Genomic DNA, 23,914 nt, shown 5'->3' on the forward strand with positions numbered 1-23,914 from the left:
CACCAAGGGAGGGTTACTTTTGACCATGATGATCGACTTGCTGGCCGCCGCGAGCGGTTCATTCGACGTGGAAGCCGCAACACGCGCCTACCTCGACACTCTGCAGGGTCCCGCGCGGGCGCAGTCCGATGCCTATTTCGAGGGCGGCTACTGGCTGATCCTGTGGGGCACGCTGGTCGGCATCCTTGCCGACTGGCTGCTGCTGCGCTTCCGCCTAGCGGCCAAGTTCCGCGATATCGGCGAGCGGCTGAGCAATCGGCGCTGGGTGGTCACCGGCGTCACCGCGCTGCTCTATACTCTGGTCGCCACGATCATAGTGCTGCCTTGGACGATCTACACCGGCTTCTTCCGCGAAAAGCAGTACGGCCTGCTCGACCAGGCTTTCGGCGCGTGGGGCGGCGAACAGCTGATGAACTTGGGCATCGAACTCCTCATCGCGCCCCTGCTGGTCATCGCGATCTACGCGCTCATCCGCCGCGCCCCCCGCAGCTGGTGGCTGTGGGCGACGGGCGTCATCGGTGCCTTCATGATGGTCGGCATGGTGCTCGGCCCGGTGTTCATCGCACCGCTGTTCAACGACTACACCGAGATGCAGCCCGGGCCGCTGCGCGACAGGATCGAAGCGGTCGCGGCGAAATACGACATCCCGGCCGAGCACATCTATGTCTTCGACCAGTCGAAGCAGCACAAGCGCATCTCCGCCAATGTCTCCGGCCTTGGTCCGACGATCCGCATCTCGCTCAACGACAACCTGCTCGAGCGCACCAGCGAGCCTGAAATCCTCGCCGTGATGGGTCACGAGATGGGGCACTACAAGCTCAACCACGTGTGGTGGATCGTCGGCATCTATCTCGCGATTTTCGCGGCGGGCCTCTTCATTGCCAGCCGTGTGGCCCCCATGCTGATCGCGCGTCATGGCGAGCGTTGGGGCGTACGCGACATTGCCGATCCGGCGTCGCTCCCGATCCTTGCGATCTGCTTTTCCGCATGGATGTTCCTGATGACCCCGGCGACCAACTCGCTGGTTCGCATCGCGGAGAGCAAGGCCGATGCCTTCGGTCTCGAGGCGGCACAGGAACCGGACGGTTTCGCCAAGGTCGCGATGCGCCTGTCCGAGTACCGCAAGATCGAACCCGGTCCGCTGGAGGAAGTCCTGTTCTTCGACCACCCGAGTGGCGCGACCCGAGTGCGCATGGCGATGGAGTGGAAGGCGAAGCACGTGAAGGATCCGCAGGTCGTCGTTCCCGAAGAGGGCTATCTCGACAGCGAATGATGCAGCTCTTCGTCTTCGGCCTCGGCTACACCGCCTCGCGCATTGCCACGGCGATGCGCGAGCGTGGCTGGAGCGTCGATGCGACGGGCAGCGCGGGGAACATCGACTTCGACGACGAAGACGCGGTCCTGACTTCGCTTTCCGGTGCCAGCCATGTGCTGAGTTCCGTCCCGCCATCGGCTGACAGCGACCCGGTCCTCGACCGCTACGCACGGGCGCTGGAAGGCAAGTGGCTCGGTTACCTCTCGTCCACCGGCGTCTACGGCGACGCTCGCGGCGCATGGGTGGACGAAGCTTCGCCAACCGGAACCGGCCGCCGCACCGCACGCGCCGAATGCGACGCGCGCTGGCTCGATGCCCAGGCGCGTGTGTTTCGCCTGCCCGGCATCTATGGTCCGGGTCGAAGCGCGCTCGACCGGGTGCGTGAGGGCAAGGCACACCGTATCGATCTGCCCGGACAGGTCTTCAGCCGGGTACACGTCGACGACATCGTCACCGGCGTCCTCGCTGCAATCGAGGGCGATGCGCGGGCGGGTGCCTACAATCTCGCGGACGACCTGCCGACCAGCCAGAACGTGGTGATCGAGGAGGTCTGCCGCCTCCTCGGCATGGCGCCGCCGCCCTTGCAGACGATGGACGAGGCTGACCTCTCGCCCATGGCGCGCGGCTTCTATGCCGAGAACCGGCGGGTGGCGAATGGCAAGGCGAAGCGGGTGCTCGGCTGGCGGCCTCGATTTGCGACCTACCGCGAGGGCCTCGCCGATATCATGGCTCGGGCGTAGCGCGGCGCGGCGGCGGATTGCGTGTGCGCATTGCCACCACCATGCCGATCACGGTGATGGCTGCACCTGCGATCGGCAGCGGACCCCAGATGAAGTCTTCGAACATGGTCGACAGGATCATCGCCACCACCGGCACCACGACCGAGGAATAGGCAGCCTTCCCCGCACCGACCTTGCGCACGAGGCCGTAGTATAGCGGGAAGGTCACTACCGATCCGGCAATGCCGAGGTAGAGGATGCCGAGCCCGTAGGCCGGGCGCGGATCGAATTGCGGCGGGCCTTCGGTCAGCAATGCGAAGACGGCATTGATCGCAACGCCGCAAAGCATCGACCATGCGAGCAAAGTGAGCAGCGGCTGGCGCTTCGCGCCTTCGGTCGCCTGGAGGATGTTGGCCGTGCTCGCCGACAAGATCCCGGCAACGCACAGCGCTGCACCGGTCAGCACCTCGCCCAGTGTAGCCGGTGAGGCGCGGTATTCCTGCGCGAAGAGCATGGCGACGCCGACCGCAGCGATGCTCGACCCGATCACGAATTCACGCCGGATCGGCTGGCCGAGGAAGATGCGGCCCAGCACTGCGTTGGGCACCACCAGCAGCGCGAAGATCACCGCGACCAGACCCGAGGTGACGTACCCTTCGGCGCGGTAGACGAAGCCGAAATTCATGGAGAACTGGAAGATGCCGAGCGCGGCCACGAAGGGCCAGCCACCGGGAGCCAGGCGGAAGGGTTCGCCGCGTACGCGGGCGAGGAGGAACATGCCCGCAGATGCCACGATGAAGCGGTAGGCAATCGACCAGCCCGGCGGGACGGAGGAAATCTGGTCGCGGATCACGAGCCAGGTGCCTCCCCATATGAAGCTCACCAGCAGGAAAGCGCCGAGGTTTCTGGGGGCGAGCAGGCTCTCGCCGTCGGGACTGGCGCTCATAGGTTGCCGATCGCAGCGGAAAGCGCGCGGGCATGGTCCTCGCGCGTGTTCCAGGCGGTTACGAAGCGGGCCGCATCATCGCCCCAGTCGTAAAAGCCGAAGCCCAGCGCGCGCAGTGTTTCACGCTCGGTGGAGGAACAGCGGACGAAGAGTTCGTTGGCCTCGACCGGGTACATCAGCCGCTCGCCACAGGCGCTGGCGATCTCCGCGGCGGCAGCATTGGCTGCGCGGGCATTGGCGAGCCACAGGTCACCGTCGAGCATGGCGTGGATTTGCGCCGCGAGATAGCGACCCTTCGACTGGAGATGCCCGGCCCGCTTGCGGCGATAGCGTGCGACGTCGGCCAGAGCGGTGTCGAAGAAGACGATCGCTTCGGCGCTCATCCCGCCGTTCTTGACGAAGCCGAAACTCAGTGCGTCGACCGGTCCCGCCGCCTCGGCGGCCGAACAGCCGAGGAAAGCGACCGCATTGCCAAAACGCGCGCCGTCCATGTGGAAGCCCAGCCCGCGCGCCCTGGCGAGTTCGGCAATGGCAACGACTTCTTCCGGCCGGTAGCTGCGCCCGTACTCGCTCGCCTGGGTGATCGAGATCGCGTGTGGCTGCACCTGGTGGACGTCATCGCGGATGGGGTCGATGACCGCGCGGATCGCTTGCGGAGTGAGCTTCGCTCCCTCGCCTTCGGCCAGCAGCAGCTTGGCGCCGTGGAGGAAGAATCCGGGCGCCCCGCCCTCGTCCATCTCGATATGCGCCTCGCGGTGGCAGACCACGCCGCCGTGCGGTTGCACCATGGTCGCGAGCGCGAGGCAGTTGGCCGCGGTCCCCGTCGCCACCCACAGCACCGCGCAGTCACGCCCGAACAGCGCGGACATGCGTTCGTCGAGACCCGCGCTGATCGCATCGCCGTCATAGGGAGCATCGGGCGCGTCTGCTGCGCGCATGGCGTCCCACAGGGCGGGATGGACGGTGGCGGCGTTGTCGGACAGAAACAGCATGGAACGCGCATAACGGGGCGTGCATTTGTTGCACAGAAAGGATTTCTGCATGAGCGACAGCACCGAGATTACCGTCGAGCGCAAGGAACACGGCGGCAGGGGGGCCTACGTCATCCACCTGTCCGGGGTAGAACACCAGGCCAAGCTGACCTGGGTGGAGCGCCACGGAGTGCGTCACGCGGATCACACCTACGTTCCCGACGAGATGCGCGGCCAGGGAATCGCCGCCAAGCTTGTCGACGCGCTGGTCGCCGATGCCCGCGAGCAGGGCTTCAAGATTGCTCCCGAATGCTCCTATGTCGTCGCCGCGTTCAAGCGCCACCCAGAGTGGGCAGACCTACGCGCCTGACCGGATCGGCGGGGAGGCTGCATCCGACAGTTCGGAAAAATCGGTCGTGGCGATGCTGGCGAGAATGGCCCTGCGCCATTCGCGGGCATGGTCGAGGTCGACCGCCTCGATCGCGAAGTGACCGCCGGCGAGTCCGAGCGAGAGTTTTGCGTAGCCGCGCCTTCGGGCGATCGGCCCCTGCACGATTTCGACCGATTGCAGCTTCGTCCGCGAACCGATGGTGAGTTTCGGCGCCAGCCAGCCATGCCGCGAATAGAGATAGCGCCCGCTCATTGCGTGACGGTCGAAGCGGTGGAGGTAGTATTGGCGCACGGCCGAAAAGACCCCGGCCCCGAGCGGTAGCAAAGCTGCCCATTGCCATGGGGAAAATATCGCTACCGGAATGGCCGCCAGACCCAGGATGGCGAAATCGAGCGCGGCGGCATCGAAACTGGCCTTCGCACTGCGGCCGCCCCACTGGAGGCCTTCGCCCGGCAGTGCGAAGCCGGTCGTTTCCACGATCGGTGCGATCTCCACCATCTGCGCGAAGGGCGCCGCCTCGTGGTTGGCCGAGGCGCTGTCACTGGCCAGGCTGACGACGCCCAGAGCGTGCCAGCCGAACAGACGCCGGATGAAACCCGTCTTCACCGTCAGCGCCTGCACGCGGTGAACCGGCATCACCACATCGGTGCGGGTGAACATTCCCCGCCGACGCCGCAGGCCCTTGTCTGTCCTTTCGAGCCGGAAATTCCACTCGCGCAGGGCCGTCCGCGTTACGCCGGTAACAGTGCCGACCAGGAGGAGGGAGATGGTTGCTGCGATCGCCGCAAGGGCTTGCGCCGCGAAGCCCAGCTCGGCGAGCCAGTGGCCCGGTCCCGAGAGCGCATTGCGCCATGCGCGCACATCCCAGATCTCGAAGGGCAGGAGGAAGTCGAACTGCTGCGCGGCACCGAAGACCACTGCGACCACGGCCAACGAGAATTCGAACAGGCCGAAAGTCAGCACCCGCTTCGGCGACATTTCGAAGAGGAGTTCGGTAGGCTCTTCGACCTGTTCTGCCTCGGCATCGACAGGCTCGGCCCCGCCATCGCGGCGCGCGCGCACCAGCTGACGCAGGCGCTCGCCCTCGGTCTCGCTGAGGTAGGCGAGCTTAAGGTCATCACCTCCGCCCGCCCCGGTTTCGAACTTGACCTCGGTCAGGCCGAATAGGCGCGGGATAAATTTCTGCTCGAGGCTGACGTCCTGGATGCGTTCGTAAGGAACCGAGCGCGCCGTCCGCGAAAGGAGTCCGCTTTCGACCCTGATGTCGCTCTCGCGCACGGCATAGGTGAGGCGCGTCCAGCGCAGATAGGCGATGGCGAAATTGGCGCCCACCACCGTCACTACGATGGGCAGGAAATAGAGCGCCCAGTCGCCGACGTCGCCCTTGTCGAAGATCGTCACCGAAGCAAAGGCGATCGGCACGACCAGCTGGGTGAGCATGGTCGCAGCCTTCACCGCGAACGTGCGCGGATCGGTCCGCATGGGCTGGTCGGTGGAAACGTCCCTCACTGCGTGTCGCGCCGGATCGCCGCACGGATGTCCTCGCGCATGGCCATCGCATCCTCGCGTGCGAGACCGGGCAACGAGACCGAGGCGTTGTGGGTCCCCGCAGTGTGCACGGTCAGCGTGGCGAGATCGAAAGCGCGTTCGAGCGGTCCCTGATTGACGTCGATGTGCTGGACCCGGCCGAACGGCACCACGGTGTCGCTGCGGAACAGGATCCCGCGGACCACCCGCAGGCGCTCCTCCTCGATCGAATAACCGCGCGCGGCATAACGGCGCATCGGCATGCGGACGAGCAGCCATGCGGCGAAGAGGCCCGCCGGGACCCAGACGTAGCCGGTGTACCCGGGTATCGCGATCTCGGCGATCGTCGCACCGGCAAGCAACACGAGAGCGACGATGGAGAACTGGACCCGCAGCATGCGTGCATATGCCGGATCGAGCGGGGTAAGAGCGGTTTCGTCCATGCGTTATAGCTAGGCAATACAGTGGCACGATTCAATCTGGATTCGCCCCTGCCCTGCGCTATGCCTTGTGGCGGAGAAGGAGAACGCCATGGACGTATCGAAGCTGATGTTCCGCGAAGGGCTGATGGACGGGGAGCGGATCCTCGTTACCGGCGGAGGCACTGGCCTCGGCCGCGAGATGGCCGAGGCCTTCGTCAAGCTGGGTGCGGAAGTCCACATCTGCGGACGGCGTCAGGGCAAGCTCGACGAGACCGCCGAGGAACTGATGGCGGCCCATGGAGGCAAGGTCGTCGGCCACGCTTGCGACATCCGCGATGCGGGCGCGATCCACGAGATGATCGACAACGTCTGGACCCACGGTCCGCTGACCGGTGTGGTCAACAATGCGGCAGGCAACTTCATCAGCCGGACCGAGGATCTGTCGGTCAACGGCTTCAACGCCATCAGCGACATCGTTTTTCGCGGCACGTTCTACGTTACGCTCGACGTCGGAAAGCGGCTGATTGCGGAGAAGCGGCGGGCGAGTTTCCTTTCGATCCTTACGACATGGGTGTGGAACGGCAGCGCCTTCGTCGTTCCCTCGGCCATGAGCAAGGCGGGCATCAATGCGATGACACAGAGCCTTGCGGTCGAATGGGGCCGCTACGGCATGCGCTTCAATGCGATCGCGCCGGGTCTCTTTCCGACCAAGGGAATGAGCGCGCGGCTTTCACCAGGCGGGCGCGGCGGCAATTCCAACGATGCGATGAACCCTACCGGACGGCACGGCGAGATGCACGAGCTCGCCAACCTCGCCGTATTCCTGATGGGGCCGGGCGCGGAATGGGTGAACGGCCAGACCATCGCCATCGACGGCGCAGGCTACCAGGCCAATGGCGGGACCTTCTGGGGTGCGCTCCATAGCCTTGGCGACGAGGAATGGGCGGCCATGCGCGACATGATCAAGGGCACGAATGCGCAGGATAAGGCTGAGCGGAGTATTTAGTATGTTTGGCTTCAAGCGCCGGCGGCCGCATCCGCGGCCTTAGGCTATCCTCGCTCACGCGACCTGAAGGTCGCGTCGCTGCGGGCGTCCGGTCGGCCTTGCTTCGGCTCGGTTCTCGAGGAGAGGAGCGGCTGCCCCTTGTTCCGGGCCGGCGGAGGCCCGGCAAGGGCGACCGCCCGCCCGCAGGCGCCTGACTGAGCGCAGCGATGGAAGAATAGCGCCGAGGACGCACCGACGGAGGTCGGTGCGAAGAACAATCAGCCAGGAATGACCGCAACCGCGCTGGCGCCGTCACCTTCGGGGGCGGCGATGATGTCGCGGGTCACCGAACCCTTGGCCACGGTGGCGGTCTGCGGGTCACCCACGGCGCTGCGAATGCCGGGCACCGCGGTGCCGGCGCGATCGAGCACGCTGGTTTCCACGCTGCTACGCGGGGCCGGACCGCCGAACAGGGCATCGAGCGCCTGCTCCGACGCAGTGCCTTCGGACGGGCGCGGCGAGCCGGGTGCGGGCGGAACGAGGTTGAAGTCGGGCGGGACCACCAGCGGCGCCTGGCGCTGCACGGCGAACTCGTCCGGACGGTCGCGGTTGAGAAAGCCGCCGCTGCCGCAGGCCGCGGTCATGGCGCCGAGCCCGGCGACGATTGCGATACGGGCGAATTTGGTCATCAGCTGTTCTCCGCGGCGCCGGGCGCCTGAGTGATTGTAATCTCTTCGGCTTCCTTCTCGCGCATGAAGAAGGCGCGCGCAAGGACGATGAGGACGCCGATGGTGATAGCTGCATCGGCGACGTTGAAGATGAGGAACGGGCGCCACTCGCCAAAGTGCAGGTCGGCGAAATCGACGACGTAGCCGAGCTCGTAGCGGTCCTTGATATTGCCCAGCGCCCCGCCGAGAATCAGTGCGAGGGCGAGGATGTCACCCATCAGCTTCTCACGCATCATCCAGACCGTGACGACGAGGGCGATGAGCCCGGTGACCAGCACCAGCATCCAGCGCATTTCGGGACTGTTGGCCTCGAACATGCCGAGGGAGACACCGAAGTTGCGGGTGAAGCGCAGGTCGAAGAAGGGAAGGATTTCCTGCGCCTTGCCGATCTCGTTGATGCCAAGGGGGACGGTCACCGCCCACTTTGTCCACTGGTCGACGGCGAAGATCGCCAGCGCGAGGACGCAGCCGATCAGGCGATTGCGGATGAGCGGGGTCATTGCGCGGCATCCATTTGGGCGACAACCGGCTCGCAGCGGTCACACAGGTCGCCGTCCTCGGCGACGCTGGGCAGGTGGCGCCAGCAGCGCCCGCATTTCGCTTCGGAGGTCCGGGTGACTGTCACCGCATCGCTATCGCCGCGCGTGACTGACGCAGTGATGAACAGTTCGGCGAGCTCTTCGTCGGAAAAGCCTTCCGGCACCGCGCTGGCAGGCACGACGACATCGGCCTCCAGACCTGAGCGGATGACCTTGTCGCGGCGCAGCGGCTCGATCGCTTCGGTGACCTTTTCTCGAAGAGCGCGCAGCTGGGTCCACTTGGCACCGTCGGCAGTAACGCCGGGAACGGCGGGCCATTCGAGCAGGTGGACGCTGCCACCATCGGGATAGCGGCTCTGCCACACCTCTTCGGCGGTGAAGACCAGCACCGGCGCGGCCCAGCGCACCAGCGCGTGGAACAGCAGGTCGAGCACGGTGCGATAGGCGTTGCGCTTGGTGCTGTCCGGCCCGTCGCAATAGAGGCTGTCCTTGCGGATATCGAAGTAGAAGGCCGAGAGGTCCTCGTTCACGAAGTCCGACAGGAGCCGCGTGTAGGTGTTGAAGTCGTAGTCATCGACCGCCTTGCGCAGCTTGCCGTCGAGATCGGCTAGCAGCGCGAGGACATAGCGCTCCAGCTCGGGAATTTCGCCCGCATCGCCCATGTCGCCGATGAAGCCGTCGAGCGCGCCGAGGAGGTAGCGGAAGGTGTTGCGCAGCTTGCGGTACTGGTCGGCAACGCCTTTGAGGATTTCATCGCCGATGCGGTGGTCCTCGGTGAAGTCGACCGAGAGCGCCCACAGGCGGATGATGTCCGCGCCATAGGTCTCCATGACCTTGATCGGGTCGACCGTGTTGCCGAGGCTCTTCGACATCTTGCGCCCGTCGCTGGCCATGGTGAAGCCATGCGTCAGGATCTGGTCGAAGGGCGCGCGGCCGCGGGTGACGCAGCTTTCGAGCAGGCTCGACTGGAACCAGCCGCGATGCTGGTCGGACCCTTCGAGGTAGAGATCGGCGGGCCACTGCAGTTCGGGCCAGCGGCCGCTTTCGAGCGTGAAGGCGTGGGTACAGCCCGAATCGAACCACACGTCGAGGATGTCGGTGACCATCTCGAACTCGGCCGGGTCATGGGCGTCGCCGAGGAAGGCTGCCTTGTTGGCCTCGCTCCAGGCATCCATGCCGTGTTCGCCCACCGCCGCGACGATGCGCGCGTTGACTTGCGCGTCCTGCAGATAGGTGCCGTCGTTGCGGACGAAGAGCGTGATCGGCACGCCCCATGCGCGCTGGCGGGAGAGCACCCAGTCGGGGCGGCCCGCGACCATCGAGCCTAGGCGATTGCGGCCCTTCTCGGGCACGAAGCGGGTATCGGCGATGGCCTGCATGGCCCGTTCGCGCAGCGTGCCGCCGCCAGCCAGTTCCTTGTCCATCGGCACGAACCACTGCGGGGTGCAGCGGAAGATGACCTTGGCCTTGGAGCGCCAGCTGTGCGGATAGGAGTGCTGGTAGTCCTCGCTCGCGGCAAGCAATGCGCCCGCCTCGCGCAGGTCCGAACAGATCGGGCCTTCGGGCGAATTGAATGGCTTGTTGATGACGCTGCGGCGGCGATCGTCGCTGGCACCCAGCCATTCCCAGTCGTCGCGATAGCGGCCGTCGTTCATCACCGCGAACTGCGGGCCGATGCCGTGTTCCTTGCACAGCTCGAAATCGTCCTCGCCATGGTCGGGCGACATGTGGACGAGGCCGGTACCACTGTCGGTGGTGACGAAATCGCCCGGCAGGAAGGGGCGCGGCCTAGCGTAGAACCCGCCGAGATGGTGCATCGGGTGGCGTGCGACGGTTCCGGAGAGGTCGGAGCCTTTACACTCCCATTCGGGGTCTTCCGCCAAGAAACCAGTGCGCGCTTCGAAGGCCGAGACAAGGTCTTTGGCAACGAGGAATTTACCCGCCGCGATAGTGTCATCAGGGACCGTGTCGAGCTTGTCAGCGGCAATGGAAGCATAGAAGAAAACGTAGTCGACGTCCGGACCGTAAGCGAGGGCTTGGTTCACCGGGATTGTCCAAGGCGTGGTGGTCCAGATAACCACGGCATGACCGACCAACTCGGGCAGATTTGGGCTTTCAATCACGTCGAACGCCACGTCGATCTGGGTCGAGACGATGTCCTCATACTCGACCTCGGCCTCGGCCAGCGCGGTTTCCTCGACCGGGGACCACATCACCGGCTTCGACCCGCGATAGAGCACGCCTGCCTCGGCCAGCTTCATCAGCTCGGCGACGATGATCGCCTCGCTTTCCTTCTGCATGGTGAGATAGGGGCGGTCCCAGTCGGCCATCACGCCGAGGCGCTTCAGCTGTTCGCGCTGCACGTCGACCCAGTGCTGGGCATAGGCGCGGCATTCCTCGCGGAAGGCGAAGACCGCCGCCTCGTCGCGATTGGCGCCGGAGAGGACGGGCTTTTCCTTCTTCTCCTTGCGGTAAAGCTCCTCGACCTTCCATTCGATCGGCAGGCCGTGGCAGTCCCAGCCGGGGACGTAAGGCGCATCCTTACCGAGGAGGTTCTGCGTGCGGCAGACCATGTCCTTCAGCGTATGGTTCAGCGCGTGCCCGATATGCATGTCGCCATTGGCGTAGGGCGGGCCGTCGTGGAAGATGAACTTCTCGCGCCCCGCGCGGCTTTCGCGCAGCTGGCGGTAGAGCCCTTCGGATTCCCACTGCGCGGCAATGCCCGGCTCCTTCGCAGGAAGGCCGGCCTTCATGGGGAATTCGGTCTTGGGCAGGAAGACCGTGTCTCTGTAATCGCGCTTCTCGGACATAGGTGTGCGCCGTTAGGGGATTTGGGGCTGGCTTTAAAGCGTCAATCGCCGCGCCGCGCCCGGCGGCGTGCGAGCCCGTCATAGACCGCATCGATCTCTTCCTGCGAACGGTCGTCGAAGCGCTGGATGAGCGCCGGGATCACGGCGAGCGAATCCTCGACCCAGGCATAGCCGTTGAAGCTGGCCGGTATCTCGCCCAGCTGTTCGGGCAGGTCGAGCCCGCGCGGACGCCCTTCGCCCAGCGGCCCGACCACCACGATGCGCGCGCCATGCGCCTCGGCTCGGGCAATCATGCGGTTGGGCCAGCCCCAGAAAAGGAACTGCTTGTCGAGCGGGATCATCAGCGTGCCGTTCTCGCAGGAAGAGGGGAACCAGCCGCTCCAGCCGTAGAGGACATAGTCCTTGGTACACTGCTTTGCTTCTTCGTTGCTGAAGGCCCATGTGCCGGGCAGCAGCGTCCGGATACGGTCGACCGGGCCCTGTCCGCCGTAGAAGGCATCGCCTCGGTCACCGGTATTGCGTCCGGCGGCCTTGACTGCCGCCGCCACCATGTCCGCCTCGCGCGGGTCCTTCGACTTGAAGTTGTAGATCAGCGAGGCGCGGCCCGAAGCCGCCATCGCTTCCTCGATGGTCGGAATTGCGCCCACGTGCTTGCCGCGGAATGGGAAGGTCTTGCCGCCGTCTGCGGTGTAGCCGTAACCCGCATCGAGCGCCTTCAGTTCGGCCATGGTCGCATCGCGCGTATCGCCCTTGCCCTCGGTACGGCAGTCGAGCGTCCAGTCATGGAACACCGCAAGTTGCCCGTCCTTCGTCGGGGCAATGTCGATCTCGACCAAGGTCGCACCCAGCTTGGCCGCACGGGCGATCGAGGGCACCGTGTTTTCCAGATAGCCATGCACCGGCTGCTCGATCCGCGTCGCCGTGCAATCGTCGCGACCGAGGCCGGTCTTGTCATACTGCTGGTAAAGCCCGCGATGCGCGATCAGCTTGACCGCGCCCTTGGGCGTGGGGGCCAGCCAGCTCGCGTTGACGATCGTCAGGACGAGGAACAGGAGCGCCCCGACAAAGCCGAGGCGCTTGAGCCAGATTTTCATGCAAGCAGTTCTTTCGCCCGGGCGCAGTCGCGGTCCATCTGTTCGATCAGCGCGTCGAGGCTGTCGAACTTGGCCTCGCCGCGCAGGAAGTAGTGGAACGCCACCTCGATTTCCTGTCCGTAGAGGTCGCCCGAAAAGTCGAAGAAATAAGGTTCGAGCAATTCCTTGGGCGGGTCGAACTGCGGGCGGATGCCGATGTTGGCCGCGCCTTTCAGGACTTGCCCGCTGGCCAGGATGCGCCCGGTGACCGCGTAGATGCCGTACTTCGGACGCAGGTACTGTTCGACGGGCAAATTGGCGGTGGGATAGCCGATCTCGCGCCCGCGCTTGTCGCCATGCTGGACGACGCCGCGAATGGCAAAGGGGCGGGTGAGCAGGCGTGCAGCCTCCTGCGGGTTTCCGTCACGCAGGGCGTTGCGGACGCGGCTGGAGGATACGGGCTCGCCACCGTCGAGCACCGGCGGGACGGCGCGGGCCTCTATGCCCACTTCCTTGCCCAGACCGACCAGTCGTTCGAAATTGCCGCCGCGCGCCTTGCCGAAAGTGAAGTCCTCACCCGTGACAACCCCTGCCACGCCGAGATGTTCGGCCAGCAGCACTTTCACGAAATCTTCCGCCGTGGTCCCGGCGAGCTCGCCGTCGAAGTGGAACACCAGCATCGCGGTCGCCCCGGCGGCAAGGTAGAGTTCCTGCCGCTGTTCGAGAGTGGTGAGGCGGAAGGGTTCGGCATCGGGCTTGAAATGGCGCACCGGATGCGGGTCGAAGGTGGCGATGATACTCGGCCGACCCTCTTCGCGCGCCCAGCGGATTGCCTCGCCCGCCACCGCCTGGTGGCCGAGGTGGAAGCCATCGAAATTGCCGAGCGCGATGACTGCGCCGCGCAGGGATTCGGGCAGCGGATCGCGATGATCGAGCCACCTCATTGGGGAACAAGCCCCGCGCGGATCACTCGCAAGGCATTGCCACCCATGGCGGCTCGAATCTCGTCCTCGGTGAAGCCTTCGTCCAGCAGCGCCTGCGTCACCTGCGTCAGCTGCGAAGTATCGAAGCGCACCGTGGTCGCCCCGTCATAGTCGCTGCCCAGCGCGACATGTTCGATACCGACGAGGTCGCGGATATGCTTCATCGCCTTGGCGGTTGCGTGAGGGTCGGTGCTGCACACCGCGCCTTCCCAATAACCGACGCCGATCACGCCGCCGGTCTTCGCCACACCGCGAATCTCCTCGTCGGTGAGGTTGCGGTTGACCTTGCAGGTCGCCTGCACGCCGCCGTGGCTCGAGACCACGGGACGCTTTGCCATGACGAGGATGTCGGCGACACACTGGTGACTGCAATGGGCGATGTCGACGATCATGCCCTTCTGCTCCATCCGCCGGACGGTCTCGCGCCCCATGTCGGTGAGGCCGCCCTTCTTCAGGCCATGCATCGACCCGGCAAGCTCGTTGTCGAAGAAGTGCGTCAGCCCGGCCATGCGCATGCCCGCAGCATAGAGCTTGTCGAGGTTGTCGACGTTCCCTTCGAGGCTCTGCAAACCTTCGGCGCTGAACAGGGCGCCGACCGGCTTGGTCGCGTCCTTGCGCGCGCGGAGCAGGCGGTCGAGATCTTCCGGGGACCAGACCTGGTAAAGGTCTGTGCGGGAAGTATCGACCGCCGCCTCAAGCTTCCTGGCGTGCCAGAGTGAGCGTTCCAGCAAGCTGGTCCATGTCCGTATGGGCTGCATCTGCACGACAGTCAGCAGGGTGATGTTGTCGGTATCGGCGCTGTTGGCATCGTAGTTCTGGCCCTTGGGCGTCTTGGTAACGCTGGAGAAGACCTGGAGCGCGACATTGCCCTCGCGCAGGCGCGGCAGGTCCATGTGGCCGCGTCCGGCGCGCTCGAGCAGGTCGCGCTTCCACAACAGCGTGTCGGAGTGCAGGTCGACGATGTCGAGCGTGGCATGGAGCGCCTTCGCCTCGTCCGAAACCGGGATGAGCGGCTGACCGTCGATCTTGTTCATTCCGCGCTCGACGATTCCGGGACCGAGAATGAAGAACCCGCCCAGGGCAACAACCAGGAGGATGCCGATGCCGGCGAGGATCTTTCGGCGGCGGGTCATGCTGCTTTCTCCAGGGTGACGAAGCTGTAGGCCGGGCGCCCGTCGTCGGCCGAATGATCCTCGCGCGCAACTTCCGACCATTCGGAGCCGGTTTCGGGCATGAAGGTGTCGCCCTCGAAATCGCCGTGGACTTCGGTCAGCTCGATCCGGTCGGCGAGCGGTTCGAACAGCCGGTAGATTTCTGCGCCGCCGATCACCGAACAGTCGCTGTTCGCCACCAGATCGAGCGCTTCATTGACGCTGTGCACGACCTCCGCGCCCTCAGCCTGCCAGCTCTTGCTGCGGGTCAGGACGATGTGGCGACGACCCGGCAGCGGCTTGGGAAAGCTCTCGAACGTCTTCCTCCCCATGATCATCGGCATTCCCATGGTCAGCCGCTTGAAGCGCTTCAGATCGTTGGGAATGTGCCAGGGAATTCCGCCATCCTTGCCGATCACGCCGTTCGCGGCGCGGGCGTAGATCAGGAACATGCCCATCAGCGGTCCAGCCGGGTGACATGACCCATCTTGCGCCCTGCCCGCACCTCGGCCTTGCCGTAGTCGTGAAGATGCGTGTCCGGCGTCGACAGGAAGGACTGCGCCGAGGAAATTGCGTCACCGATGATATTGGTCATCTCGACCGCCTTCGCCACGGTGGAGGTATCGCCCAGCGGCAATCCAGCCACCGCACGGATGTGGTTCTCGAACTGGCTGGTGACTGCCCCCTCGATGGTCCAGTGACCCGAATTGTGGACGCGCGGTGCCATCTCGTTGAACACGGGACCGCTCTTCGTCGCAAAGAATTCCAGTGTCAGCACGCCCACGTATTCGAGCCGATCGGCAACCTTGCGGGCGAGAGAGCGGGCCGTTTCGACCTGCGCCGCAATGACCTCACCTGTCGGAAGCACCGAGGTGGCGAGGATCCCGTCCACATGCGTGTTGCGGGTCGAATCCCAGAACCGCACCTCGCCATCCCGTCCGCGCACGAGGATGACCGAGAATTCGGCCTCGAATTCGACGAAGGCTTCGTAGATCAGCGGTACGTCGGGAAGGCGCAGTCCTTCGGCATCACGCGCCGAGGAGATCCGCCACTGACCCTTGCCGTCGTAACCGTCGCGGCGGGTCTTGAGGATGCCGGGCGCCCCCAGTCGCTCGATCGCAGCCGTGAGGTCGTCGTGCGAATCGACTTTCGCGTATGCGGCAGGCGTGCCGCCGAGATCCTCGACGAAGCGTTTCTCGGTAAGACGGTCCTGCGCGGTCTCAAGCGCGCGAGGGTGCGGAAAGATGCGGCCTGCCGGAATAGCCTGCGCCGTGGAGACGGGTACGTTCTCGAATTCCCATGTCACCGCATCGCATTGCGCCGCGAAGGCGGCGAGAGCGGCGCGGTCGTCCCACTTGTTGGAGAATACGTCATCGCACACCTGTTCGAGGACCGTGTCTCCCTCGGGCGCGAAGCCGATGCAGCGATAGCCTAGCTGTGCGGCGGCGACCGCCATCATCCGGCCGAGTTGCCCGCCGCCGAGAATGCCGATCGTGCCCCCGCGCTTCAGCATCAGCTTTCGGGACGCTCCGTCACCGCGGCGCTGCGCCTGGCACGCCAGTCCTGAAGGCGCTGCGACAGTGCGGCATCATGGTTGGCGAGGATAGCGGCGGCGAGCAGGCCAGCATTGGTCGCGCCGGCCTTGCCGATGGCGAGAGTGCCGACGGGTACTCCTGCGGGCATCTGGACGATCGAGAGCAGGCTGTCCTGACCCGAAAGCGCCTGTGACTGGACCGGCACGCCGAGCACCGGGACATGGGTGAGAGCGGCGATCATGCCAGGCAAATGAGCCGCACCGCCTGCGCCAGCGATGATGACTTCGAAGCCGGCCGCAGCGGCGCCCTTGGCGAATTCGTACATGCGGTCCGGCGTACGGTGGGCGGAAACGATGCGGACATCGGTTTCGACTCCCAGTTCCCCAAGCACCTCGGCGGCGCAGGTCATGGTCTCCCAGTCCGACTGGCTGCCCATCACGATTGCTACCTTGGCCGTCATGTCACGCGTCCTTGAGATAGTAGCGTTCGCCAACTGGCGTCGCGCCGTCGAAGTCGTAGACGATTGGCTGGCCGGTCGGAATCTCCAGCCCGGTGATATCCTCGTCCGAGATGTTCGAAAGATGCTTTACCAGCGCGCGGAGCGAATTGCCGTGGGCGGAGATGATCACGTTCTCACCCTTGGCCAGTTGCGGCAAGATCGCTTCCTCCCAATATGGCAGCACGCGTTCGATAGTGAGCTTGAGACTCTCGGTACGCGGGATGTCGATACCGGCATAACGCGGATCCGAAGCGAGATCGAACTCGCTGCCCGGTTCGAGCTCGGGTGGGGGCACGTCGAAACTGCGGCGCCAGATGTGCACCTGTTTCTCGCCGTGCTTTTCACGGGTTTCCTGCTTGTTGAGGCCTGTGAGGCCGCCATAGTGGCGCTCGTTCAGGCGCCAGTCGCGGGTTACCGGGATCCACAAGCGATCGCAGGCTTCAAGGGCGATGTTGAGTGTCTTTATCGCGCGCTTCTGGACGCTGGTGAAGGCGACCGTGGGCAGCACACCCTTGGCCTTCATCAGTTCGCCCGCAGCCTTGGCCTCGGCGACACCCTTTTCCGTGAGGTCGACGTCCCACCAGCCGGTGAAGCGGTCGGCGAGGTTCCACTCGCTCTGGCCATGGCGGACGAGGATCAGCTTGGACATGGAAACTCCCGATTTCCCTAGGAGCACCGCGCGTTAGCGGCCCTCGGGCGGCTTGGGAACCCCGTCTGCATCCGATTCGCGCATTTCCCTGCCCTGCTCCTTACGGCGACGCAGGTTTTCACGCAGTTTCGCGGCAAGCCTCTCTTCGCGGCTCATCTTGTCGTTCTGGTCAGACATCGCGCAACCTTTTGCGAATTTCGCTTCGAGGCTCAAGCGGAGGTTGACTTATCCGCCGTGTCTGCCAATAGCGCGCGCCTCCACCCCGCGAGCCTTTCCGCGGTGGATCCGTGCTGCTGTAGCTCAGTGGTAGAGCGCACCCTTGGTAAGGGTGAGGTCGGGAGTTCAATCCTCCCCAGCAGCACCATTCTCCAAATCGATGCCTTCCGACACCACGGGCGAGCCGTCCTCGCGCGCGACGAGCAGCTTGTCGATACGGCGCCCGTCCATGTCGACCACTTCGAAGCGATAGCCCTGGTCGTGGAAATGCTCGCCTTCATTGGGCAGGCGCTTGAGGACATGCAGGGCATAGCCGGCAGCGGTGCCGAACTCGCGATCATCGCCGTATTCGAGGTCCAGCTTGTCGGCGAGCACATCGGCAGAGAGCGAACCCGAGACGAGCAGGCTGCCGTCCTCGCGCTCGACCATGCCCGGTCCGTCGCCATGTTCCTGGTCGCTGACGAAATCACCCACGAGGGTCGTGAGGAGGTCCACTGGCGTAACGATTCCGTCGAGATGACCATATTCGTCGTGGACCATCGCCATGGCCACTTCCGCCTGCTGCAGGACACGGAGCGCGTCCACCGCATCGAGCTGGTCGGGTACGACTTCGGCCTTCTTCATCAGCGCCGCGAGGTCGACAGCTTCTCCGGTGACCATGCGGGTGAGGATCTCGCGGACCTTTACCACCCCCACAACCTTGTCGGCCGAGCCTTCCGCAACGGGAAGAAGCGAGTGCGGGCTTTTCTCGATAGTGGTGCGGATCGCATCCTGATCGGCACCAAGGTCGATCCAGTCGATCTCGGTGCGCGGCGTCATCATCTCGCGGACCGGACGCTGGGCCAGACGTACGACGCCCTGCAGCATCTGGTGCTGTTCGTGCTCGATCACGCCGCTGCGCGTTGCCTCGGCGAAGAGCATGTGGAGTTCCTCGGCGGTCACCGCACTCTGCCCGGCAGGGCGCACGCCGAGGAGACGGATCAACAGGCCGGACGAGGCATCGAGCAGCCACACAAGCGGAGCGGCCACGCGGGCAAGGATCGCCATCGGCAGCGCCATGGCAATGGCGATCGGCACTGCCGCGCGCAGGGCGACCTGCTTCGGCACCAGCTCGCCGACGACGAGGCTGAGGTATGTCGTCAGGGCAATGACGGCGGCAAAGCCCGCTTCTTCAGCCCACTGGGCGGGGAAACCCCAGGCCAGCAGGCGGTCGGCCACCGGACCGCCAAGGCTCGCTCCGGAGTAGGCGCCGGCGATGATGCCGATGAGGGTGATGCCGATCTGGACCGTCGAAAGGAACTTCCCCGGCTCCGCAGCCAGTTCGAGAGCCGTTTTCGCGCCGCTGCTGCCATTGTGCGCGGCGGCCCGCAATCGCGCGGTTCGTGCCGATACGATGGCCAGCTCGCTCATGGCGAAGACGCCGTTCAGTACGATCAGTCCTGCGATGATGAGCAGGTCGGTCCATGGAAAGGGTGTCACGCTACTGCGCTAGCACAAATGGCGCACTCTTCCAGTGGCGGCATGCACTTATTGTCCAGCGCCTCAGGAACAGGCGCGCGATTCGAATGTTGGAGGGGAAGACGCGGGTGGGCGCGTCCCATCCAACGCGGGCTCAAAAGGGAACCCTCGAAAGACCGTACGCCCGTCGCCAAGGAGGAATGATAATGAAGAAATCGCGCATCCTTACTGCCAGTCTCGCCGCCGTGTCGCTGATGACCGTGTCGGCATGTGTCACCGATCCCAACACCGGCGAGAAGAAGGTCTCGCGCACCGTCCTCGGCGGCGCTGGCGGCGCTGTGCTCGGCGGCCTGCTGGGTGGTGTCATCGGCGGGAAGACCGGACGCATCGTCGGCGCTGTCGGCGGTGCCGCTGCCGGTGGCTACGTCGGCTACAAGATGGACCAGCAGATCAAGGAACTGAAGGAACAGACCGCCGGCTCGGGCGTGGACGTTTCGGAAGTCGACGGTGGCGATGCCATCCTCGTCAACCTGCCCGACGGCGTCACCTTCGCCACCGGCAGCTACACGATTTCGCCCGGTTTCCGTGACCTGCTCGACCGCGTCGCAGCAAGCCTCAAGCAGTACCCGAACAGCCTCGTCGACGTGTATGGCCATACCGACACGGTTGGCTCGGCATCGTCGAACCAGCGCCTGTCGGAACAGCGCGCACAGGCGGTGGCGAACTACCTGATCTCGCAGGGTGTAAGCTCGTCGCGCATCCGCTGGATGGGCTTCGGCGAAACGCAGCTCAAGGTTGCGACCGGCGACGGCGTCAACGAGCCCCTGAACCGCCGCGTCGAAATCAAGATCATCCCGTTCGACCAGAATGACGTGGCTGCCGCCCAGGCTGCCCAGAACTGATAAGAACGAACCCTCGGGTTTCGCAAAAGGGGAGGGGCCGTCCGCTGGGGCGGCCCTTTTCCTATGCCGTCAGCTGCGCGGCGCGCGCAGCGAGCCTTTCCACCGCAGCTCCGTGGATCGCGGGCGCGCTTGCAAGGACGCCGAAAGCGCGCGGATCGCGCTTGTTGTAATCAAGCTTGTTGCCGAAGGCGTCGCTGATCGCTGCACCTGCTTCACGTGCGATCATGCCCGCAGCCGCGATGTCCCATTCGAAGCCCCAACGCAGCGTCGCGACAAGGTCCGCTTCGTCCGCGGCCACCATCGCGATGCGCAATGCGATCGAATTGGGTTGGTCGACCATAACGAGGTCGGCATCGGTCTTGGGCAGTGCGTGGGCCGGTACGCGTGAACCGGGGAATTCACTGCGCGTCGAGGAGCGCAGGCGTTCGCCATTGCGCCAGGCGCCTTGCCCCGCGACCGCGCTCCAGTTCTCGCCGCGCGCCGGTGCCGCCAGCATGCCGATCAGCGGTCGCCCCGAACTGATCAGCGCGACGGACACTGCCCAGCCCGGACGGCCGCGGATGAAATCGCGTGTCCCGTCGACCGGATCGACCAGCCAGATGAGGTCGCGCTCTAGGCGCGAGGGGTCGTCCGCCGTCTCTTCAGACAGCCAGCCCGCCGCCGGCAATAGCGCACCGAGCTCGCGCTTGAGGAAAGCGTCGACAGCAAGGTCGGCTTCGCAAACCGGGCTGTTGGGTTCCTTCTCCCAGCTACGCACGACATTGCCTGCCCCAGGCCAGAGGTCATGGGCGATCCGTCCCGCTTCGGAGACGATCGATTCCAGGCGTTTGCTGTCGATCATTGGAGACGCCTCGCCCCTGCACCCGAAAACCGCACTTTTCAAGCGCGCCCAGACATGCTTATGCGCCCGGCGACTCCCTTTCCCCCAACGCGCATCACGCGAAGGACGAACGAACCCATGAACATCCACGAATACCAGGCCAAGGAACTGCTCGCGAAATACGGCATCGGCATCCCCGCAGGACACGCCGCGCTGACTGTCGAAGAAGCGATCGAGGGTGCGAAGAAGCTGCCCGGACCGCTTTATGTCGTGAAGGCGCAGATCCACGCCGGTGGCCGTGGCAAGGGCAAGTTCAAGGAACTGGGTCCCGATGCCAAGGGTGGCGTCCGCCTGTCGAAGAGCATCGAGGACGTCGAAGCGAACGCCAAGGAAATGCTCGGCAATACGCTGGTGACGATCCAGACCGGCGATGCCGGCAAGCAGGTCAACCGCCTCTATGTCACCGATGGTGTCGACATCGCTTCGGAATACTACCTGTCCATGCTGGTCGACCGCGCATCGGGCCGCGTCGCCATGATCGTCTCGACCGAAGGCGGGATGGACATCGAGGAAGTCGCTCACTCGACGCCCGAGAAGATCACCACCATCACCATCGACCCGGCGCAGGGCTTCATGCCGCACCACGGCCGTGCGGTGGCCTTCGCCCTCAAGCTGAAGGGCGAGCTCAACAAGCAGGCGCAAAAGTTGGCCAAGCAGCTCTACACTGCCTTCATGGACCTCGACTGCGAAATGCTCGAGATCAACCCGCTCGTGGAAACCGAGGGCGGCAACCTTCTCGTCCTCGACACCAAAATGAGCTTCGACGGCAACGCCATGTTCCGCCACAAGGACGTGGAAGCGCTGCGCGACATCACCGAGGAAGACCCGGCCGAAGTCGAGGCAAGCGAATACGACCTCGCCTACATCAAGCTCGACGGCAACATCGGCTGCATGGTCAACGGTGCCGGCCTCGCCATGGCGACGATGGACATCATCAAGCTCAATGGCGCTTTCCCGGCAAACTTCCTCGACGTCGGCGGTGGCGCCACCACCGAGAAGGTGACCGCGGCGTTCAAGATCATCCTCAAGGATCCGGCGGTCGAGGGCATCCTCGTCAACATCTTCGGCGGCATCATGAAATGCGACGTCATCGCCAATGGCATCGTCCAGGCGGCGAAGGACGTGAACCTCTCGGTTCCGCTGGTCGTCCGCCTCGAAGGCACGAACGTGAACGAGGGCAAGGCGATCCTCGACAATTCGGGCCTCGCGATCGTCAGCGCCGACGATCTCGGCGATGCGGCACGCAAGATCGTGGCGGAGGTCAAGAAGGCCGCGTGAGCGCCCTCGTCACCTTGCCGTAAGGAATAGGGAAAGGCGGGCCTCGCGAGGGGTCCGCCTTTCTCATTTGGGCGACCGCGAATGCTCTGGTGCGGTCGAACATTAACTACGTAGGAGGGCCTGCCTCACTTGACGTTTACGTAAACGCAAGCTAGGCGAGCCGCAGATTCATTCGAGAGGAAGGAAACCCGATGAAAATCCTCGTCCCCGTCAAGCGGGTGATCGACTACAACGTCAAGCCGCGGGTCAAGGCCGACGGCACCGGCGTCGATCTCGCCAACGTCAAGATGAGCATCAACCCGTTCGACGAAATCGCCGTCGAGGAAGCGATCCGTATCAAGGAAGCCGGCAAGGCGACCGAGATCGTGGCCGTCTCCATCGGCCCGGCGAAGGCACAGGAAACGCTGCGCACCGCGCTTGCCATGGGTGCCGACCGCGCAATCCTCGTGCAGACCGATGACGAGGTCGAACCATTGGCCGTTGCCAAGATCCTCAAGGCGATTGCCGAGGCTGAAGAGCCGGGTCTGATCCTGCTCGGCAAGCAGGCGATCGACGACGATTCGAACCAGACCGGCCAGATGCTCGCTGCCCTCATGGGACGCCCGCAGGGCACCTTCGCCAATACTGTCGACGTCGATGGCGACAGTGTCACCGTGAAGCGTGAAGTTGACGGCGGTCTCGAAACCGTGAAGCTCTCGCTCCCCGCCATCGTCACCACCGACCTGCGCCTGAACGAACCGCGCTATGCTTCGCTGCCCAACATCATGAAGGCGAAGTCGAAGCCGCTCGATACCAAGGCTCCGGCCGACTACGGCGTCGACACTGCGCCGCGCCTCAAGACGCACAAGGTCACCGAGCCGCCGGTGCGCCAGGCCGGCATCAAGGTCGCCGACGTCGACGAGCTGGTCGCCAAGATCAAAGCCCTCGGCATCGCGTAAGCCCCGGACACGAAAGGAATCACGAAGATGAAAACTCTCGTCTGGGTGGAACACGACAACGCCCACATGAAGGACGCCACTCTGGCTGCAGTTACTGCCGCCTCGAAGCTCGGCGACGTCCACCTCCTCGTCGCCGGCAAAGGTTGCCGCGGGGTGGCTGAGGAAGCCGCCAAGGTCGCCGGCGTCGGCAAGGTGCACGTCGCCGATGACGCCGCCTACGAGCATGCACTGGCCGAGAACGTCGCTCCGCTCGTCGTCGACCTGATGGGTCACCACGATGCCTTCGTCGCGCCGGCCACCACCACCGGCAAGAACATTGCGCCGCGCGTCGCCGCACTGCTCGACGTGATGCAGATTTCGGACATCCTCTCGGTCGAAGGTGACAAGACATTCACCCGTCCGATCTATGCCGGCAACGCCATCGCTACTGTGGAATCGAGCGACCCCAAGCTGGTCATCACCGTGCGCGGTACCGCCTTCGACAAGGCGGCGACCGAAGGCGGTTCGGGCACCATCGAGGACGTCCCCTCGACCGGTGACGCCGGCACGTCGACCTTCGTCTCGGCCGAAATCGCCAAGAGCGAACGTCCGGAACTCACCAGCGCCAAGGTCATCGTTTCGGGTGGCCGCGCGCTCAAGGACTCCGAGACCTTCCAGGAAGTCATCATCCCGCTCGCCGACAAGCTCGGCGCGGGCGTCGGCGCCAGCCGCGCGGCAGTCGACGCGGGCTATGTCCCCAACGACTACCAGGTCGGCCAAACCGGCAAGATCGTGGCCCCGGAAGTCTACATCGCCATCGGCATTTCGGGCGCTATCCAGCACCTTGCCGGCATGAAGGACTCAAAAACCATCATTGCCATCAACAAGGACGAGGACGCCCCGATCTTCCAGGTCGCGGACATCGGCCTGGTCGGCGATCTTTTCAAGATCGTGCCGGAGCTCACCGGAAAGCTCTGAATTCACGCAAAGTTTGCAAGTTTTCTTGCATAAGGAGGCCCG

25 protein-coding genes and 1 tRNA gene are annotated in these 23,914 nt (G+C 64.7%); 9 read left to right on the plus strand and 17 right to left on the minus strand.

The window, feature by feature from the left end; all coding sequences use genetic code 11:
* Window positions 1-25: 25 nt before the first annotated feature.
* Together IRL76_RS12315 and IRL76_RS12320 are read left to right on the plus strand one after the other, a co-directional pair.
* Entirely contained in the window at window positions 26-1,273 is a 1,248-nt protein-coding gene (locus IRL76_RS12315; protein ID WP_246450097.1) for a M48 family metallopeptidase, read from the plus strand.
* The gene (locus IRL76_RS12320) at window positions 1,270-2,055 is read left to right on the plus strand and encodes a Rossmann-fold NAD(P)-binding domain-containing protein (RefSeq protein ID WP_200981620.1); all 786 of its coding nucleotides are present in this window, start codon (window positions 1,270-1,272) and stop codon (window positions 2,053-2,055) included. Before IRL76_RS12315 ends, IRL76_RS12320 begins: the two co-directional genes overlap by 4 nt.
* On the opposite strand, the gene IRL76_RS12325 is transcribed toward IRL76_RS12320, so the two are convergent.
* Together IRL76_RS12325 and IRL76_RS12330 are read right to left on the minus strand one after the other, a co-directional pair.
* The gene (locus IRL76_RS12325; RefSeq protein ID WP_200981621.1) at window positions 2,039-2,980 is read right to left on the minus strand and encodes a DMT family transporter; all 942 of its coding nucleotides are present in this window, start codon (window positions 2,978-2,980) and stop codon (window positions 2,039-2,041) included. The two genes, IRL76_RS12320 and IRL76_RS12325, sit on opposite strands and share 17 nt — an antisense overlap.
* Entirely contained in the window at window positions 2,977-3,972 is a 996-nt protein-coding gene (locus IRL76_RS12330; RefSeq protein WP_200981622.1) for a threonine aldolase family protein, read from the minus strand. Before IRL76_RS12330 ends, IRL76_RS12325 begins: the two co-directional genes overlap by 4 nt.
* Window positions 3,973-4,021: 49 nt before the next feature.
* On the opposite strand from IRL76_RS12330, the gene IRL76_RS12335 reads away from it, so the two are divergent.
* Window positions 4,022-4,321: a GNAT family N-acetyltransferase gene (locus tag IRL76_RS12335; RefSeq protein WP_200981623.1), complete on the plus strand. Its 300-nt coding sequence runs from the start codon at window positions 4,022-4,024 to the stop codon at window positions 4,319-4,321.
* On the opposite strand, the gene IRL76_RS12340 is transcribed toward IRL76_RS12335, so the two are convergent.
* Both IRL76_RS12340 and IRL76_RS12345 read right to left on the minus strand, forming a co-directional pair.
* The gene (locus tag IRL76_RS12340) at window positions 4,310-5,851 is read right to left on the minus strand and encodes a PH domain-containing protein (protein WP_246449765.1); all 1,542 of its coding nucleotides are present in this window, start codon (window positions 5,849-5,851) and stop codon (window positions 4,310-4,312) included. The two genes, IRL76_RS12335 and IRL76_RS12340, sit on opposite strands and share 12 nt — an antisense overlap.
* Window positions 5,848-6,312: a PH domain-containing protein gene (locus tag IRL76_RS12345; protein ID WP_200981624.1), complete on the minus strand. Its 465-nt coding sequence runs from the start codon at window positions 6,310-6,312 to the stop codon at window positions 5,848-5,850. Before IRL76_RS12345 ends, IRL76_RS12340 begins: the two co-directional genes overlap by 4 nt.
* A gap of 88 nt (window positions 6,313-6,400) precedes the next feature.
* On the opposite strand from IRL76_RS12345, the gene IRL76_RS12350 reads away from it, so the two are divergent.
* A complete protein-coding gene (locus IRL76_RS12350) occupies window positions 6,401-7,297 on the plus strand; it encodes an SDR family oxidoreductase (RefSeq protein ID WP_200981625.1) in 897 nt (298 codons plus the stop codon).
* A gap of 257 nt (window positions 7,298-7,554) precedes the next feature.
* Here IRL76_RS12350 and IRL76_RS12355 read toward each other — a convergent pair whose 3' ends face one another.
* From IRL76_RS12355 to IRL76_RS12405, 11 genes are read right to left on the minus strand one after another with little or no spacing between them, the layout of a single operon-like run.
* Window positions 7,555-7,965 carry a DUF3035 domain-containing protein gene (locus IRL76_RS12355; RefSeq protein ID WP_200981626.1) on the minus strand — a complete coding sequence of 137 codons (411 nt, stop codon included), beginning with the start codon at window positions 7,963-7,965 and terminating at the stop codon, window positions 7,555-7,557.
* Window positions 7,965-8,504 (minus strand): signal peptidase II, encoded by a 540-nt coding sequence (gene lspA, locus IRL76_RS12360; protein WP_200981627.1) that lies wholly within the window; start codon window positions 8,502-8,504, stop codon window positions 7,965-7,967. The genes IRL76_RS12355 and lspA overlap by 1 nt, the downstream gene beginning before the upstream one ends.
* On the minus strand, window positions 8,501-11,353 hold the full coding sequence (gene ileS, locus IRL76_RS12365; RefSeq protein WP_200981628.1) for an isoleucine--tRNA ligase: 2,853 nt from the start codon (window positions 11,351-11,353) through the stop codon (window positions 8,501-8,503). The genes lspA and ileS overlap by 4 nt, the downstream gene beginning before the upstream one ends.
* Window positions 11,354-11,394: 41 nt before the next feature.
* A complete protein-coding gene (locus IRL76_RS12370) occupies window positions 11,395-12,447 on the minus strand; it encodes a glycerophosphodiester phosphodiesterase family protein (RefSeq protein WP_200981629.1) in 1,053 nt (350 codons plus the stop codon).
* On the minus strand, window positions 12,444-13,370 hold the full coding sequence (locus tag IRL76_RS12375; protein ID WP_200981630.1) for a bifunctional riboflavin kinase/FAD synthetase: 927 nt from the start codon (window positions 13,368-13,370) through the stop codon (window positions 12,444-12,446). Before IRL76_RS12375 ends, IRL76_RS12370 begins: the two co-directional genes overlap by 4 nt.
* A complete protein-coding gene (locus IRL76_RS12380; RefSeq protein ID WP_200981631.1) occupies window positions 13,367-14,542 on the minus strand; it encodes a dipeptidase in 1,176 nt (391 codons plus the stop codon). Before IRL76_RS12380 ends, IRL76_RS12375 begins: the two co-directional genes overlap by 4 nt.
* Window positions 14,539-15,018: a dihydrofolate reductase gene (locus tag IRL76_RS12385; protein ID WP_216629295.1), complete on the minus strand. Its 480-nt coding sequence runs from the start codon at window positions 15,016-15,018 to the stop codon at window positions 14,539-14,541. The genes IRL76_RS12380 and IRL76_RS12385 overlap by 4 nt, the downstream gene beginning before the upstream one ends.
* On the minus strand, window positions 15,018-16,073 hold the full coding sequence (locus IRL76_RS12390; RefSeq protein WP_200981632.1) for a 5-(carboxyamino)imidazole ribonucleotide synthase: 1,056 nt from the start codon (window positions 16,071-16,073) through the stop codon (window positions 15,018-15,020). Before IRL76_RS12390 ends, IRL76_RS12385 begins: the two co-directional genes overlap by 1 nt.
* Window positions 16,073-16,555: a 5-(carboxyamino)imidazole ribonucleotide mutase gene (gene purE, locus IRL76_RS12395; RefSeq protein WP_200981633.1), complete on the minus strand. Its 483-nt coding sequence runs from the start codon at window positions 16,553-16,555 to the stop codon at window positions 16,073-16,075. The genes IRL76_RS12390 and purE overlap by 1 nt, the downstream gene beginning before the upstream one ends.
* A 1-nt stretch (window position 16,556) precedes the next feature.
* Entirely contained in the window at window positions 16,557-17,243 is a 687-nt protein-coding gene (gene gpmA, locus IRL76_RS12400) for a 2,3-diphosphoglycerate-dependent phosphoglycerate mutase (RefSeq protein WP_200981634.1), read from the minus strand.
* Between the two features lie 33 nt (window positions 17,244-17,276).
* Window positions 17,277-17,420 carry a hypothetical protein gene (locus IRL76_RS12405; RefSeq protein WP_200981635.1) on the minus strand — a complete coding sequence of 48 codons (144 nt, stop codon included), beginning with the start codon at window positions 17,418-17,420 and terminating at the stop codon, window positions 17,277-17,279.
* Between the two features lie 112 nt (window positions 17,421-17,532).
* Between IRL76_RS12405 and IRL76_RS12410 the strand changes: the two genes are divergently transcribed.
* Window positions 17,533-17,607: transfer RNA gene (locus IRL76_RS12410), tRNA-Thr, on the plus strand.
* On the opposite strand, the gene IRL76_RS12415 is transcribed toward IRL76_RS12410, so the two are convergent.
* Window positions 17,586-18,938, minus strand: coding sequence for a hemolysin family protein (locus IRL76_RS12415; protein ID WP_200981636.1), 1,353 nt, complete (start codon window positions 18,936-18,938; stop codon window positions 17,586-17,588). The genes IRL76_RS12410 and IRL76_RS12415 overlap by 22 nt on opposite strands.
* Window positions 18,939-19,123: 185 nt before the next feature.
* Between IRL76_RS12415 and IRL76_RS12420 the strand changes: the two genes are divergently transcribed.
* Window positions 19,124-19,819 carry a YiaD family glycine zipper/OmpA-like lipoprotein gene (locus tag IRL76_RS12420; protein ID WP_200981637.1) on the plus strand — a complete coding sequence of 232 codons (696 nt, stop codon included), beginning with the start codon at window positions 19,124-19,126 and terminating at the stop codon, window positions 19,817-19,819.
* Window positions 19,820-19,880: 61 nt separating this feature from the next.
* Here the strand turns inward: IRL76_RS12420 and IRL76_RS12425 are convergent, their stop codons facing one another.
* A complete protein-coding gene (locus tag IRL76_RS12425; RefSeq protein WP_200981638.1) occupies window positions 19,881-20,660 on the minus strand; it encodes a 3'(2'),5'-bisphosphate nucleotidase CysQ in 780 nt (259 codons plus the stop codon).
* A 117-nt stretch (window positions 20,661-20,777) separates the two neighbouring features.
* On the opposite strand from IRL76_RS12425, the gene sucC reads away from it, so the two are divergent.
* The 3 genes from sucC (at window position 20,778) to IRL76_RS12440 (ending at window position 23,872) form a co-directional block, all read left to right on the plus strand.
* A complete protein-coding gene (gene sucC, locus IRL76_RS12430) occupies window positions 20,778-21,977 on the plus strand; it encodes an ADP-forming succinate--CoA ligase subunit beta (RefSeq protein ID WP_200981639.1) in 1,200 nt (399 codons plus the stop codon).
* Between the two features lie 191 nt (window positions 21,978-22,168).
* Window positions 22,169-22,915, plus strand: a complete 747-nt coding sequence (locus IRL76_RS12435; protein ID WP_200981640.1) for an electron transfer flavoprotein subunit beta/FixA family protein — start codon at window positions 22,169-22,171, stop codon at window positions 22,913-22,915.
* Between the two features lie 27 nt (window positions 22,916-22,942).
* Window positions 22,943-23,872 (plus strand): electron transfer flavoprotein subunit alpha/FixB family protein, encoded by a 930-nt coding sequence (locus tag IRL76_RS12440; protein WP_200981641.1) that lies wholly within the window; start codon window positions 22,943-22,945, stop codon window positions 23,870-23,872.
* Window positions 23,873-23,914: the final 42 nt, after the last annotated feature.

Source organism: Qipengyuania soli (assembly GCF_015529805.1).
Classification (GTDB): Bacteria; Pseudomonadota; Alphaproteobacteria; order Sphingomonadales; family Sphingomonadaceae; genus Qipengyuania; species Qipengyuania soli.